We start from the raw sequence: 13428 nt of genomic DNA on the forward strand, positions 1-13428 counted from the left end.
CAATGGCTTTGGGCTTGTGTCGCGCCCCGGCGGACGGCATTAAGGCGCGGATGGCAAAGCAGCTTGGATATCACACGATCCGCGAGATCTTTACGCGGTTTCACGAGGCCGACCCCGAACCCAAGGGTGAGCTGGACCATGTGAATGTCTACACGCTGGTCGTAGCCGTGGCGCTGTCGGCGCAGGCCACCGATGCAGGCGTCAACAAGGCAACCAAAGAGCTGTTCAAGATCGCCGACACCCCGCAAAAGATGCTGGATCTGGGCGAAGAAGGTCTGATCCAGCATATCAAAACCATCGGGCTGTTCCGGCAAAAAGCCAAGAACGTCATCAAACTCAGCCGCATTCTGGTCGAAGACTACGGCGGCGAGGTGCCCAATTCCCGCGCCGCGCTGCAATCGCTGCCGGGTGTGGGGCGCAAGACGGCAAATGTGGTGCTGAACATGTGGTGGCGCTATCCGGCGCAGGCGGTGGATACGCATATCTATCGCGTGGGCAACCGGTCCGGCATCTGCCCCGGCAAAAATGTGGATGCCGTCGAACGTGCCATCGAAGACAACATCCCGACCGATTTCCAGCTGCATGCGCATCACTGGCTGATCCTGCATGGCCGCTATCACTGCAAGGCGCGCAAACCCCTGTGCGGAACCTGCATTATCCGCGATCTCTGCGAATTTGAGGACAAGACCCTATGAAAACCTACCAACTGACCGGCATCGGCAACGCCGTTGTAGACGTCATTTCGCAGGCCGATGACAGTTTTCTGGAGCTGATGGGCATCGAAAAAGGCATCATGCAGCTGATCGAACGCGATCGGGGCGAGGTGCTCTATGGCGCCATGGAAGGTCGCGTGCAGACGCCCGGTGGTTCGGTCGCCAACACCATCGCCGGGGCCGGTGCGCTTGGGCTTGAGGCCGCGTTTATCGGGCGGGTCCATGACGACGCGCTGGGCCGGTTCTACGCCGATGCGATGAACGAGGATGGGGTCGATTTCGTCAACCCGCCGGTTGCGGGGGGTGAACTGCCGACCTCACGCTCGATGATCTTCGTATCGCCCGATGGCGAGCGGTCGATGAACACCTATCTGGGAATTTCGTCCGAACTGTCGTCCGAAGACGTGTCCTCTGACGTGGCAGGCAAAAGCCAGATCATGTTTCTTGAGGGCTATCTGTTCGACAAGGAAAAGGGCAAGGCCGCGTTTCTTGAGGCCGCGCGCGCCTGTCATAAGGGCGGCGGCAAGGCGGGGATCGCCATTTCCGATCCGTTCTGCGTGGAACGGCACCGGGTCGATTTCCTGCTGCTGATCGAGAATGAGCTGGATTTCGTCATCGGCAATGAGGCCGAGATCAAGTCACTGTTCGAAACCGACGATCTGGAAGAGGCGCTGGCCAAGACCGCCGCGATCTGCCCTCTGGTCGTGTGTACCCGCTCGGGCGACGGCGTCAGCGTGCTGAGCGATGGCACACGTGTCGATGTGCCGGTCGAAAAAGTCACGCCGGTGGATGCGACTGGCGCGGGCGATCAGTTCGCCGCCGGGTTCCTGTATGGCATGGCCACGGGCCGCGACCATGAAACCTGTGCCCGGATCGGCAATGTCTGCGCCCGCGAAGTGATCAGCCACATCGGCCCGCGCCCCGAGGCGAACATGCAGGAACTGCTGCGCGCCGAAGGGTTGCTGTAACACGCGCAGCCGCGCCGTTATGATCCTGCAGCCGCGTCGTTCAGTGCCCAGTTGTATTCATAGGCGTTGACGCGCAGGGCCTCTTCCAGCCGGGCACGCAAGCCCGGCTCGGCCGCCGTTTCGAGATAGGCGATCGCCGCCTTCTCATTCGGGCCGAAATCCTCGCGGAACCAGATATAGATTTTCGACAGGATCAACCTGCCCCGGTCATCGAAGCGCACCCCGCGCGGGTCGTTGACATAGGCGTGTTCGGCGGCGGCAAAGTCACGCTCCAGCGTTTTGGCCTGCCAGGCGCTCTCCATCAGGTTGGGGCAGCCCACGGCGGCGCAGTTCAGGGCATAGTGGATGCGCGGCTCGTTGAAGGTGGGCCGGATGATGCGGTGTTCGATATCGTTCAGGGTCAGCGTTTCCCCCGCCACCTGCGCCAGCGGGCGGTCCCACGGGCCAAAGGACAACGCCCCGTCGGTAATATCGCGGATCGAAGCGACAGGGTAATTCTCAAGGATCAGATCCACCGTCAGCGCGTTATACAGGTTGATCCAATAGGCCAGCTGCTGATCGCGGGTGAGCTGCGCGGGATTAACCGCCTGGAGATCGGCCAGATACCCGTCCAGCCGGGCCTGATCCGCCTGTGAGACCTGCCCATAGGCCACCCGGTTCACCCCTGTCGCATCAGTTGCCACATAGCGTGACAGAAAGGTGGACCAATCGCGGTGATCCACCCGTTCCCCCGGCGGGGGTGCGGCGCGGGTCAGGGCCGTATCCGGCAAGGGGGCGGCGGCGGGCAGCGCCAGACGTTCAACGCTGGCGCAGGCCGCCAGCACGGGCAGCACCAGAAAGATCAACAGCAACCTCATGAGGCGTCCTTTCGGTTTTGGCGCATGGCTCGCATCTGCCCCTTGAGCCGTTTGAGGGGGGCAAGGTTCGGGTCATTCAAATCCGGCAGGTCCGGGCCGCTGGACAGGCGGGGGACGGCGGCATTCCACCAGCTTGGGCCGGACGGGGTGTCGATCCGGTCCGGGCTGGCCAGATGCATATCCCGCTGCGCATTGTGCACACACATCGACAAGGGGCCGTTTGCCGTGGCCACCATGAACACGCAGGACGCGCAGCGGTCTTCCTCAAGCGCGTCGGCGGCCATGAAGTTATGGATGAACACGGACTGTCGCCGCAGGGGGCCGCGCAGCAATCCTGCGCCCAGACGCAGAACGCGCCCCGCCAGATGCACCCCGGCCCGCAGCGCCAAAAGCGGATTGCGCAGGGCCATACGTTGCGCGCTGTCACGGATGATCAGATGCCCCTCGGTGGATCGGTCCACCCGTTCGAGCGCGGCCATCACCCGTTGCGCCAGACGCGGGTTCGACAGGACCGAGACGGCCCGCCCGCCCGCCGTAAGTACGCTGGCATAGCGGTTGCATTTGGAATGTCCAACGGCGGCAGTGTCGAAATGCAGCGTGGTGCCATACCCCTTCTCTACCGCCCGCATGACGCTGTCCTGCGTGATCGCATCAGGGCGCGCGCGCAACACTCCGCGCCCGGTATCTGCCTGCATCTGGAACGAGACAAAGGCCACCTCGGGGCGGTCGCGAAAGAACTGCGCCAATGTGGGAAGGTCGGCGAAGTTACCCTCAAAAACAGTGGTGTTGAACAGAATACGCAACCCCAACCCGCGCGCGTGGCGGATATAAGCGCGGCGCACGATGTTCAGATCAGCCTCACAGTGGAAATCCTTGCGTTCCTGCGTCATGTCGACGTGAAACGCCACATCGTCCAACCCCGCCGCCGCCAGCCGAGTCAGAAACGCCCGGTTGGCGCGAACGCCGTTGGTCATCAGGCACGATCGCATACCCAGCCGGTGAATTTCGCGACACAGCGCCTCAAGGTCTTCGATCTTGCGCAGCGTCGGGTCGCCCCCCGTCAACTGCACGGAAACCCCGGGGCCATAATGGCTGTGGATCGTGGCGAGCCGCGCAAACAGCACCGACAACGGCGGATCATAGGTCATCTCGGCCCGGTCCGAGAGGTAACACAGCGTACAATCCAGATTGCAGCGCTGGGTGACCTCAAGCGCGACACAGGCGATGGGATAGAACCGCCCCGCCGTCTGGCCCGCGCCGTATTCGCCGCAGCCTTGTAACCCGCCGCGCAGGGGCGCGCGACGGTCAGTGCCTGTAAATTTGCGCCCAGCGGGGGCGATCCGGGGAATGCCTGAAGCGATGTCTTTCATGACTTCAAGCTAAAGGGGCGGGTTCGCGCGAACTACGCCCCCTCACGGGAAGTTGTCGAAAGATGAGGGAGGGTGTTATCCGCCGGGCGGAGGCGTCAAATTTTCGCCTCAAAATGAAACTACTCAACCTGAATTGGACAAAGAGATTGGATGGCGTATGACGCGACGGGCGGCTTTGCTGGTAGACGGGGACAATGTCAGTGCGGCCTATCAGGACGATATTCACAAGATCGGTACACAGTTCGGAAGACTCGACATAGTGCGGGTTTTTCTGAACGCCCAGATCAACTCGCTCTGGCATGATGCAACTGCTTACCGGCTGGTCCATACCGGAACCGGCAAGAATGCCACCGATCTAATGCTGGCTATCGACGCTATGGAATTCGCATTGCGCGGAAACATTGAGGTCATGGTTATCGCCAGCTCCGATGGCGATTTTGTACATCTGCACCATCGTTTGCGGGAATACGGATTAACCACTGTAGGGATCGGCGAAGCCAAAGCTCCGGGCGGTATTCGTGGTGCCTGTTCCGAATTTATCGAGCTTTCTTTCGCACCGATTCGCAAACAGGTCACCCCGGCAAATGGGGCCGGCAAAGACCTTGATTGCAAAATCAGGAAAATCATCGCCGCTAACAGTGTGAATGGTGCCGGGATGCGACTGACCATTCTGGGGGCGAAAATGCATCGCCAGCACAGCATCAAGATCAGTGAACACAAAGAGCGCACTTGGCGGGGTTACCTGTCCGCCAGACCCAATCTATACGATCTGGACCCGGCAGGGCCGGATGCCCATGTGCGTTTCAAACCTGAAGGCTTCGCGCGTCAGCCTTAGCCGAGATAATCAGCAAATGCCGCAACCACCCTTTCATATACCTCGCGCTTGAAGGGTACGATTTCCGCGACCAGACGGGATGGGTCCTGCCATTTCCAACGGGTGAATTCGGGGTGTTCGGTCTGGATGTTGATCTGCTCGTCACGGCCATTGAACCGCAGCAGGAACCATTTCTGTTCCTGCCCGCGATAGCGGCCTTTCCAGATTTTGGGCACGATGTCATGCGGCAGGTCATAGGGCAGCCAGCCGTCGGTCTCGGCCACGACCTCAACCAGATCAGAGGTGACACCGGTTTCCTCCCACAGCTCACGCAGGGCCGCATCGCGGGGGGCTTCGCCTTTGTCCACGCCGCCCTGTGGCATCTGCCAGGCATCCGCGTGGCGGTCATTGCGCTGGCCCACAAAAATCCTGCCCTCGGCATTCATCAGCATCAGCCCGACGCAGGGGCGATAGGGCAATCGGGCGATCTGATCCGGGGTCATGCGCGGCCTCATAAATGTGATACGGAATGTCTGTACCAAGCGTCGCTGCGGCCGCAAAGGGGGTGACGTTAGGTTTTGCGTGACAAAGTTTACGTGAACGTCAATCTATCGCGCAATTTCAGGAGGGAAAGTTTCACCATGACTGCGTACCCAAATATGCTCGCCCCGCTGGATCTGGGCTTTACCACGTTGAAGAACCGCGTGCTCATGGGCTCGATGCACACAGGGCTTGAGGAAACCGGCGACTGGAACCGGGTGGCCGAATTCTATGCCGACCGGGCGCGCGGCGGTGTGGCGCTGATGGTGACCGGCGGAATCGGGCCGAACCTTGAAGGATCGGTGCTGCCCGGCGCGTCGATGATGACCAATGACAAAGAGGTCGCAAATCACGCGATCATAACCGAGCGCGTGCATCAGGCCGGTGGCAAGATCGCGATGCAGATTCTGCATGCAGGCCGCTATGCCTATGGCCCCAAATGTGTGGCCCCCAGCCCGGTGAAATCGCCAATCTCTCCGTTCCCGCCGAATGAGCTGGACGAAGACGGTATCGAAAAGCAGATCAGCGATATCGTCAACGCCGCCATGCTGGCCCAGAAGGCGGGCTATGACGGGGTCGAAATCATGGGCTCTGAGGGGTACTTCCTGAACCAGTTCCTGGTGACCCATACCAACAAACGCACCGACCGCTGGGGCGGATCGTATGAAAACCGGATGCGCCTGCCTATCGAGGTGGTGCGCCGCACGCGTGAGGCGGTGGGAACTGATTTCATCATCATCTACCGCCTGTCGATGATTGATCTGGTGCCCAACGGCTCGACCCATGAAGAGGTGGTGCAACTGGCGCAAGAGATCGAAAAGGCCGGGGCCACGATCATCAACACCGGCATCGGCTGGCATGAGGCGCGAATTCCCACAATCGCCACCAGCGTTCCGCGCGCGGCATTTGCCTGGGTGACCAAGAAACTGATGGGCAAGGTGTCGATCCCGGTGATCACATCGAACCGGATCAACTCGCCCGAAGTTGCCGAAGAGGTTCTGTCGACAGGCTGCGCCGATATGGTGTCACTGGCCCGCCCGATGCTGGCGGATGCGGATTTCGTCAACAAGGCAATTGCCGGTGAGGCGGCGCAGATCGCGCCCTGTATCGCCTGCAATCAGGCCTGTCTGGATCACACGTTCAGCGGCAAGCTGACCTCATGCCTGGTCAACCCGCGCGCCTGTCATGAGACCGATCTGCTGATCGAAAATGCCGACGCGCCCAAGACGGTCGCGATTGTCGGCGCTGGTCCGGCTGGCCTGTCCACCGCAATGACCGCCGCCCAGCGCGGCCATGACGTGACCCTGTTCGACCGTGCCAGCGAGGTCGGCGGTCAGTTGAACATGGCCAAACAGGTGCCGGGCAAAGAGGAATTCTGGGGCCTGGTCGATTGGTACCGGACAATGATCGCCGAAGCGGGTGTGAAACTGGAACTGAACCGCGAGGTTTCTGCGGATGATCTGACCGGCTTTGACGAGGTGGTCATCGCCACTGGCGTCATCCCCCGTGATCCGCAGATCCCGGGGCAGGACCGCGACAATGTCATCAGCTATATCGACGTGCTGCGCCACAAGGCCGAGGTCGGCAAATCCGTCGCCGTGATCGGCGCGGGCGGCATCGGGTTCGACGTGTCGGAGTTTCTGCTGGAAGACGGCCACAGCCCGACAACCGATCTGCCGCTGTGGATGAAGGAATGGGGTGTCACCGACCCGGCCGAGCACCGTTCTGGTCTGGCCCCCGAAGGCCCGCAACCCGCCGCACCCGCGCGTGAGGTCACCCTGTTGCAGCGCAAGAAGCAGGCGCATGGTAAGGGTCTGGGCAAAACCACCGGCTGGATTCACCGCGCGACGCTGAAGATGAAAGACGTCAACTTTGTGGGCGGCGTGAATTACGAGCGTATCGACGATGACGGGCTGCATGTCAGCTTTGGCGAAGAGCGCGCCGACCCGACCGTGATCGCAGCCGATACCATTGTGTTGTGCTCGGGTCAGCTCTCGGACCGCAGCCTTGCGGACACGCTGATCGAACGCGGCATCACCCCGCATGTGATCGGCGGCGCGGATGTGGCTGCCGAACTGGACGCCAAGCGCGCGATCAATCAGGGCACGCGGCTGGCCGCGACGTTTTGATCGGGCTGACCCGGTGCAAACCGGGTCAAACCCTTGCAAAAACGCCCGCCCTGTCGTGAACTCATGCGGTGAATGCCCCACCCGGGGCCATTAACTGCATGAGGCGATGGCCAAACAACCGAACCAGTCTGATCAACGCAATGTCCCACTGATGACCGGGCAAGGCGCGCTGTCGGTCATGGCCTGGTCCATGGCCAGCCCGCCCATCGCTTTGACCTTTCTGGCCGTGTCGATGGAGTTGCCGATCTTTCTGGCCGGGATGCTTGTCTCTATCCGCCATGCCGCCGGAACGATTGCCGACCTGCTGACCCCAAGCGCGATCGCCAATCTGCCGCGCAAAAAGACGATGCTGGCGCGGTTGGATCTGACCATGGCCGCCTGTTTCATCGCCGTGATCCTTGTGGTGCTGAATGGCGGCAAATCGACAATTGTGCTGGCATTTGTGGTGGGCATCTTTGTGATTGGCGTTCTGGAAGAGATCAAAAGCCTGATGATCCTGGAATTTCTGGGCGACAACTTGCGCTCGGAAGATCGGATGCGGGTCAGTTATTGGCAAAAGGCCATCGGAGGCGCGGCGACCATCGCCGTTGTCCTGCTGCTGCATCAGCTGTCCAAAGACGCCCCTGCCCTGACCCGGCACAGTTTGGTTGTGGGGTTTGGGGCCGTCTGCTTTGCCCTGTCCGCCCTTGTCGTGATTACCCTGCACGAAAATGTCAGTGAGAAAGACGCGGCCAGCCAACCAGTCCGGGCGCATTCGACGCGGGACTTCTGGCGCAACGCCGCCTCGCTTTTGTCCGAGACATGGTTTCGGAAGTACATCCTTGTCCGACTGGCCTTTGTGCTGGCCGGGCTGTCGGTGCCATTTTTCGCCCTGATCGCGGCCGAGGCGCATCACCGTTCGGCCAGCGGCCTGACCGCTCTGGTCGCATCTTCTGCGGCGGCGCTGCTGGTCGCGGCCCCGATGTGGCGTGCCCTGAACAGGGTTTCGACCCGGTTGGTCATGATCGCCAGCTCGGTGATGGTGGCGGTGGCAGGGCTGTGTCTGATTGTCCTGCACGCAAAGGGGTTGGACCACACCATTCACCTGCACGCTGTGTCCCTGTTTGTTGCGACCATCGCCGTCACCGGGCTGGGCAGTGCGCGCACGCTGTATTTCATGGATATCGCCCCAGCTGACCAAAGGATCGCGGCTCAGGCTGTTTCGAAAACCATTGCGCGCCTGGCAATCATTGTGTTTTCGGCAGGGCTGGCGGCGGTTGCACATGCCAACAACGTCACCTGGGCCGTTCTTGTCATCGCATTGGGAAGTTTTCTGGCAATCTTTGTGATTCTCACGCTTGTGGACGCGCCGGATAAATCAGACGCGCTGAATCACAAAGTTTCCTCGTGACGGCAACCAGCCGCCTGTCAGGAATGCGCAAATTCATAAGGTCAGGTTACTCGACAGTGATGGTAATCACCTCGGACGTAATCGGCGTAGCATGTGGAACGTGGCCCGCATCGCCCAGCACCAGTTGCAGGGTGTGTTCGCCGGGGGCAAGCTCCAGCGTCACCTCGGTCTGGCCGCCGCCGAAATGCAAGTGATTGTCGTCTGAGGGCAGGCCATAAGCCAGCTCATCCGCGCCGTCCTCGCCCTGACCCAAGGGCGGGCGGTCGATCAGCAGATGGTGATGGCCGGTATTTTCCGCCTCGGTCCCGGCGGGGGCCACACCCATACCGCTAAGACCAAAGACCACAGTCACGGGCGATTGGACGGTGTCACCATCGGCCAGATTCGCAAAATAGACCTTCGCGTCGGGGTTCGATGGAGTCTCGCCCCCAGCCAGGGCGAGGGTTGCGGAAAGGGTTAGGGCAATGATGGCGAAAAAGGCTTTCATGATCTCCTCCGTGGTCACAAATTTGCCATTCTCACCATAGCATATCTGCATCAATGAACCCAAAATCCTTCCCTTTCCGGGCTTGTGACCGTTTAGGAAACCACTGTTTCCGCGTTTCCCATCTGCAAACGATCCGATTTAAATCCCTGATATTATCCCATGTCTGCCCCGTTTCCGCCCAGATTGGTTGTCACAGTCAGGCAAAGACCAAGCACCCGGGGAACGAGAATGGATCGACTTACCGAAATGGAAGCCTTTGCCAATGTGGTGGACCAGGGTGGCTTCACCGATGCGGCCAAGAAGATGGGCATCTCCAAATCGGCCGTGTCAAAGCACGTTTCCAGCCTTGAGGCCCGGCTGGGTGCGCGGCTGCTGAACCGAACCACACGCCGTGTATCCCCGACCGAGATCGGGCTGGCCTATTACGACCGCGCGCGCCGCGTTCTGAATGACGCGGGCGAAGCAGATGCATTGGTCACGTCGATGCAATCGGCCCCGTCGGGCCTGTTGCGGATCAGCGTGGCCACCGATTTCGGGGTGAATCACCTGTCTCCGGTCTTGTCCGAGTTTCTGGCGGTTTATCCCGACATCACCGTGAACATGGTGTTGAACAATCGCTATGTCGAACTGATTTCCGAAGGGTTTGACGTGGCCGTACGCATTGGCGAGCTGGAAGACAGCACCCTGCGCGCCCGCAAGCTGACCGAAACCGTCAAGCGCATGGTCGCCGCCCCCAGCTATATCGACAAATTCGGACGCCCCCAGAAGATCGACGACCTGAACGAACACAAGCTGCTGCATTACTCCAGCCAGTCCTCGGGCAATGTGTGGAAACTGACCGCACCTTCGGGTGAAAAACGTCAGGTCCGCACCGCTGGCTGGCTAAGCGTCAATGACGGCCAGTCGCTGCTGAACGCCGCCATTTCGGGCCTTGGGATCGCGCATCTGCCCAGTTACCTATACGCGGATGCCCTGAAATCGGGCGAGGTGCTGGACGCCATGCCATCGCTGCCTGACGAGGTGCAAGGCGTATATGCCGTCTACCCGCCTGGCCGCTTTACGCAGCCCAAAGTGCGCGCATTCATTGATTTTCTGGTCGAATCCTTCAACGAAAAGGGTCCGATGGACTGGTGAATTCTCTGCGGTGAAACTTGAACGGCCCGCGCCTGATTGTGCGGGTCTTTTTTTGTTGTTTGAAATCAGTTGACCAGCAGAACCGCTTCGACCCGGCGGTTCAGGTCGCGACCCTCAGGCGTGGCGTTTGAGGTGATTGGCGCAAGATAGCCAATGCCCCGCGCCTCAACCCGGTCGGCGGCGACGCCGTATTTTTCGATCAGCCGGGCCCGCACAGCCTGCGCCCGGCCGGTGCTGACCGAGATATTCGCCTCAAGCCCGCCGGTGTCATCGGTATTGCCGACCAGCGCCAGCCGCATGTCCGGATTGTCCTTCAGAAAGTCGGCCAGCAATTCCAGGGATGCAAAAGGCCCGTCGCCCAGCGTAATCTCACCCGTACGGAAATGCAGATCGGCCAGAATAGCATGACCATCCTGCGTGAGCCCACTCAACAGGTCATCGGATCGGGTAACGGGTTCTTCGATAACCAGAGGTGGCGGCGGGGTAACAGTATCCACCGGCGAAACCCGGATCATCTGCACATAGCCATCGGGGGGATTGCGGCTGACCAGCAGGCTCAGGGCTTCGCCGTCTCTGGCCGCGGACAAAAAGCGATAGTCCTGAATGGCCACATACATATCCGGGGTCGGGACCACCTCGGTTCCAAAACGGAAATCGAACCCGCCGCAGGTGCGCGCCGCGCATTCGAACAGAATCTCGAACCCCTGCGCAACTATCTGACTGCGCAGTGGAGCCAGCAGTTGCAGCGTGGTGCTGGACCCGGCCTGTAGCCGCCAGGTGATCCGCTCAACCCGCCCTTCCATCGCGCGCGCGGGCACGCGACCATCGGCAAACGGGCCGGTTGGCAGGTCGTAGCTGTCCAGCGGGCTGGTGCGATCGCTAAGCTGACGCGACCCGACGGGCAGCGTCATATCCTGCGCGGCAACCGGCGCAGACAAGAACAACAGGCAAAGTGCGGCGTATCGGATCATCGGGCTTGCGTATGATACTCTTTGTTCGGGGTCATCGCGGTGGCGCTGGCCACCCGGTTGGACATATTGAAAAATCCGGCCACATTGGCAATGTCCCAAACGTCGCGGTCGGTAAAACCCACATCGCGCAGGTGCTGGCGGTCGGGCTCTTCAATCTCGGCGCTGGCGGTGGTCATTTGCGCCGCAAAATCCAGCATCGCGCGCTGGCGATTCGTGAGCGGGGCAACCCGGTAGTTCATCACCAGCATCTCTCCCAATTGCGGATTGCCCGACAGTTGCCGCACTGCAGCGCCATGGGCGACCAGACAGTAAAAGCACTTGTTGATCGCCGACACGACAACAGCAATCATTTCACGTTCCAGTTTGCTCAGCCCGCTATCGGCCAGCATCAGGTCATTGTACATCGCGGTAAACGTGTTCAGCTTGTCGATATCAAAGGCATTGGCCGCCAGCACATTCGGCACGAAACCCAGTTTTTCAACGCAAATGTCAAAATACTTTTGGGTTTCGGGCGGCAGCGGGTCGACCATCGGCAGGTCCAGCGCGGTGGGCATCGGTTGATCGGTCACGTTGGCTTTTCTCCTTGGGCAAGCTGACGGTAGTGGTATTCTCCGGCATTCGCCATCCCAAGCGCCCGATAAAGACCATTCGCCCCAGCGTTTGCCTTGGTGCAGATCACGCTGAGGGTATGCGCCCCCTGATCCCGCGCCCAAAGCGCCGCCGCGCGCATGGCCCATTGACCCAGACCCTGACGGCGATGTTCGGGCAGAATTTCCAGCGCGTGAACCATCGCGGTTCCCGCATGAACAGCAACAAAAGCCGTTCCTGCGGGGTGATCGGTACGGCGCAGCAGCAATCCTGTCTTTGGGCCTGCTGCCCGCCCCATGACCGCCAACCGACCAGGGCCAATGCCGCCCTGTGCCCAGATTTCCGCCATGATCGCCAACGGGGGCCAGATCGGAAAGGCGGTGACAGGGGGCAGTGGGATATCGGTCAGATCACCAACAGAGCAGGAATAGATATTGACCGGATCAAGGATGTCATAACCACGGTCGGCAAGCTGACTGTCCATCGCCTCATCCCCCGGGTGCAGGCAAAAGATGCGTTTCTGCCCCATTGCCAGCATCGCGGCTTCGGCGGCGTCGATATCGGTGCCGGTCGCGGGGCTCAGCGCATTGGCCGCCGACACGCGCGAGCCACCGCCCAACCCCTGCCGCAGCTGAAACGGGCCCAGGCGCTCATACCGTGCGGCAGGCCAGGTGCCGTCAACGACATCGGCCCAGGTGACGCTCACAGATCAAGTTCTTTCGCAAGCCGGGTGGTCGCGGCGTCGATCCGCGCCCCGTCTGTGCCGCGCACCACCACATTGGCCCCGAACACACCGTTCAGCTGGAACGGATAGCACCCGATGGACAGATCGTCGAAATCCGCGGCAAGCGTGGACAAGGTGGCGGCGATATCGCCTTCGCCCCGATCCACCCGCAGGGTCTGCGACAGCATCGGGCTGCCGCCGGTCAGGGTGGGCAAGACACTCGCGACCATGGCCTGAAAAACGGCGGGGATTCCTGCCATCACATGCACATTCACAAGGGTGAACCCCGGCGCGGTCGAGACCGGGTTTTCAATCAGCGCAGCCCCTTCGGGGATACGCGCCATGCGCAAGCGGGCGGCGTTCAGCTCCAGCCCCGAGTTCTGATAATGCGCCTCAAGCAAAGACCGGGCATCAGCGCGTACGTCAATGGCGGCACCAAAGGCCCGCGCGATACAATCTGCGGTGATGTCGTCATGGGTCGGCCCGATCCCGCCGCTGGTGAACACATGGTCATAGGTTTTCGACAATGCGCTGACGGCAGCCTCAATCGCGGGGGCGTCGTCGCTGACGACGCGGACCTCTTTCAGGTCGATGCCCTGTTTGGTCAGTTCCTGCGCAAGATGGTGCATATTGGCGTCGCGGGTGCTGCCGGACAGGATCTCATCCCCGATCACCAGCATTGCTGCGGTTGGATTGGCCATGGCGCTCTCCCTCTTGATCGACTGTTAGGGCAGGTATAGGCC

14 protein-coding genes are annotated in these 13428 nt (G+C 60.9%); 6 read left to right on the forward strand and 8 right to left on the reverse strand.

Annotated features, from left to right (window positions below; translation table 11 throughout):
• The first annotated feature begins 50 nt into the window (after positions 1-50).
• Together nth and JT51_RS14100 are read left to right on the forward strand one after the other, a co-directional pair.
• The gene (gene nth, locus JT51_RS14095) at positions 51-695 is read left to right on the forward strand and encodes an endonuclease III (protein WP_037314330.1); all 645 of its coding nucleotides are present in this window, start codon (positions 51-53) and stop codon (positions 693-695) included.
• Positions 692-1681: an adenosine kinase gene (locus JT51_RS14100; protein WP_037313712.1), complete on the forward strand. Its 990-nt coding sequence runs from the start codon at positions 692-694 to the stop codon at positions 1679-1681. Before nth ends, JT51_RS14100 begins: the two co-directional genes overlap by 4 nt.
• Positions 1682-1698: 17 nt before the next feature.
• Here the strand turns inward: JT51_RS14100 and JT51_RS14105 are convergent, their stop codons facing one another.
• Positions 1699-2538 carry a DUF547 domain-containing protein gene (locus JT51_RS14105; protein ID WP_037313715.1) on the reverse strand — a complete coding sequence of 280 codons (840 nt, stop codon included), beginning with the start codon at positions 2536-2538 and terminating at the stop codon, positions 1699-1701.
• Positions 2535-3908, reverse strand: coding sequence for a radical SAM protein (locus tag JT51_RS14110; protein ID WP_051927569.1), 1374 nt, complete (start codon positions 3906-3908; stop codon positions 2535-2537). Before JT51_RS14110 ends, JT51_RS14105 begins: the two co-directional genes overlap by 4 nt.
• 52 nt (positions 3909-3960) lie before the next feature.
• Here JT51_RS14110 and JT51_RS14115 point away from each other — a divergent pair, with 52 nt between their 5' ends.
• Positions 3961-4743: an NYN domain-containing protein gene (locus JT51_RS14115; RefSeq protein WP_235216181.1), complete on the forward strand. Its 783-nt coding sequence runs from the start codon at positions 3961-3963 to the stop codon at positions 4741-4743.
• Here JT51_RS14115 and JT51_RS14120 read toward each other — a convergent pair.
• The gene (locus JT51_RS14120; protein ID WP_037313719.1) at positions 4740-5225 is read right to left on the reverse strand and encodes an RNA pyrophosphohydrolase; all 486 of its coding nucleotides are present in this window, start codon (positions 5223-5225) and stop codon (positions 4740-4742) included. The genes JT51_RS14115 and JT51_RS14120 overlap by 4 nt on opposite strands.
• Positions 5226-5363: 138 nt before the next feature.
• Between JT51_RS14120 and JT51_RS14125 the strand changes: the two genes are divergently transcribed.
• Complete coding sequence (locus JT51_RS14125; RefSeq protein ID WP_037313721.1) at positions 5364-7391, forward strand: NADPH-dependent 2,4-dienoyl-CoA reductase; 2028 nt, start codon at positions 5364-5366, stop codon at positions 7389-7391.
• 106 nt (positions 7392-7497) lie between these two features.
• Positions 7498-8781 carry an MFS transporter gene (locus tag JT51_RS14130; RefSeq protein ID WP_051927570.1) on the forward strand — a complete coding sequence of 428 codons (1284 nt, stop codon included), beginning with the start codon at positions 7498-7500 and terminating at the stop codon, positions 8779-8781.
• A 46-nt stretch (positions 8782-8827) separates the two neighbouring features.
• Here the strand turns inward: JT51_RS14130 and JT51_RS14135 are convergent, their stop codons facing one another.
• Complete coding sequence (locus JT51_RS14135) at positions 8828-9268, reverse strand: DUF4399 domain-containing protein (RefSeq protein ID WP_037314338.1); 441 nt, start codon at positions 9266-9268, stop codon at positions 8828-8830.
• A gap of 228 nt (positions 9269-9496) precedes the next feature.
• Between JT51_RS14135 and JT51_RS14140 the strand changes: the two genes are divergently transcribed.
• On the forward strand, positions 9497-10402 hold the full coding sequence (locus JT51_RS14140; protein ID WP_037313723.1) for a LysR family transcriptional regulator: 906 nt from the start codon (positions 9497-9499) through the stop codon (positions 10400-10402).
• Between the two features lie 65 nt (positions 10403-10467).
• Here JT51_RS14140 and JT51_RS14145 read toward each other — a convergent pair whose 3' ends face one another.
• Genes JT51_RS14145 through JT51_RS14160 form a run of 4 tightly spaced genes read right to left on the reverse strand, consistent with a single transcriptional unit; the run spans position 10468 to position 13386 of the window.
• Positions 10468-11373, reverse strand: a complete 906-nt coding sequence (locus JT51_RS14145; protein ID WP_037313724.1) for an OmpA family protein — start codon at positions 11371-11373, stop codon at positions 10468-10470.
• Entirely contained in the window at positions 11370-11942 is a 573-nt protein-coding gene (locus JT51_RS14150) for a peroxidase-related enzyme (RefSeq protein WP_037313725.1), read from the reverse strand. The genes JT51_RS14145 and JT51_RS14150 overlap by 4 nt, the downstream gene beginning before the upstream one ends.
• On the reverse strand, positions 11939-12667 hold the full coding sequence (locus tag JT51_RS14155) for a GNAT family N-acetyltransferase (protein WP_037313726.1): 729 nt from the start codon (positions 12665-12667) through the stop codon (positions 11939-11941). Before JT51_RS14155 ends, JT51_RS14150 begins: the two co-directional genes overlap by 4 nt.
• Positions 12664-13386, reverse strand: coding sequence for a competence/damage-inducible protein A (locus JT51_RS14160; RefSeq protein ID WP_037313727.1), 723 nt, complete (start codon positions 13384-13386; stop codon positions 12664-12666). Before JT51_RS14160 ends, JT51_RS14155 begins: the two co-directional genes overlap by 4 nt.
• Positions 13387-13428 lie beyond the last annotated feature (42 nt).

This window comes from Ruegeria halocynthiae (genome assembly GCF_000743705.1).
Taxonomy (GTDB): domain Bacteria; phylum Pseudomonadota; class Alphaproteobacteria; order Rhodobacterales; family Rhodobacteraceae; genus Ruegeria; species Ruegeria halocynthiae_B.

What these genes read in the sequence shown, in the direction of transcription:
- nth (WP_037314330.1), top strand. Translation starts at nt 51, where the DNA reads ATGGCAAAGCAGCTTGGATATCACACGATCCGCGAGATCTTTACGCGG.
- JT51_RS14100 (WP_037313712.1), top strand. Translation starts at nt 692, where the DNA reads ATGAAAACCTACCAACTGACCGGCATCGGCAACGCCGTTGTAGACGTC.
- JT51_RS14105 (WP_037313715.1), bottom strand. Translation starts at nt 2,538, where the DNA reads ATGAGGTTGCTGTTGATCTTTCTGGTGCTGCCCGTGCTGGCGGCCTGC.
- JT51_RS14110 (WP_051927569.1), bottom strand. Translation starts at nt 3,908, where the DNA reads ATGAAAGACATCGCTTCAGGCATTCCCCGGATCGCCCCCGCTGGGCGC.
- JT51_RS14120 (WP_037313719.1), bottom strand. Translation starts at nt 5,225, where the DNA reads ATGACCCCGGATCAGATCGCCCGATTGCCCTATCGCCCCTGCGTCGGG.
- JT51_RS14125 (WP_037313721.1), top strand. Translation starts at nt 5,364, where the DNA reads ATGACTGCGTACCCAAATATGCTCGCCCCGCTGGATCTGGGCTTTACC.
- JT51_RS14130 (WP_051927570.1), top strand. Translation starts at nt 7,498, where the DNA reads ATGGCCAAACAACCGAACCAGTCTGATCAACGCAATGTCCCACTGATG.
- JT51_RS14135 (WP_037314338.1), bottom strand. Translation starts at nt 9,268, where the DNA reads ATGAAAGCCTTTTTCGCCATCATTGCCCTAACCCTTTCCGCAACCCTC.
- JT51_RS14140 (WP_037313723.1), top strand. Translation starts at nt 9,497, where the DNA reads ATGGATCGACTTACCGAAATGGAAGCCTTTGCCAATGTGGTGGACCAG.
- JT51_RS14145 (WP_037313724.1), bottom strand. Translation starts at nt 11,373, where the DNA reads ATGATCCGATACGCCGCACTTTGCCTGTTGTTCTTGTCTGCGCCGGTT.
- JT51_RS14160 (WP_037313727.1), bottom strand. Translation starts at nt 13,386, where the DNA reads ATGGCCAATCCAACCGCAGCAATGCTGGTGATCGGGGATGAGATCCTG.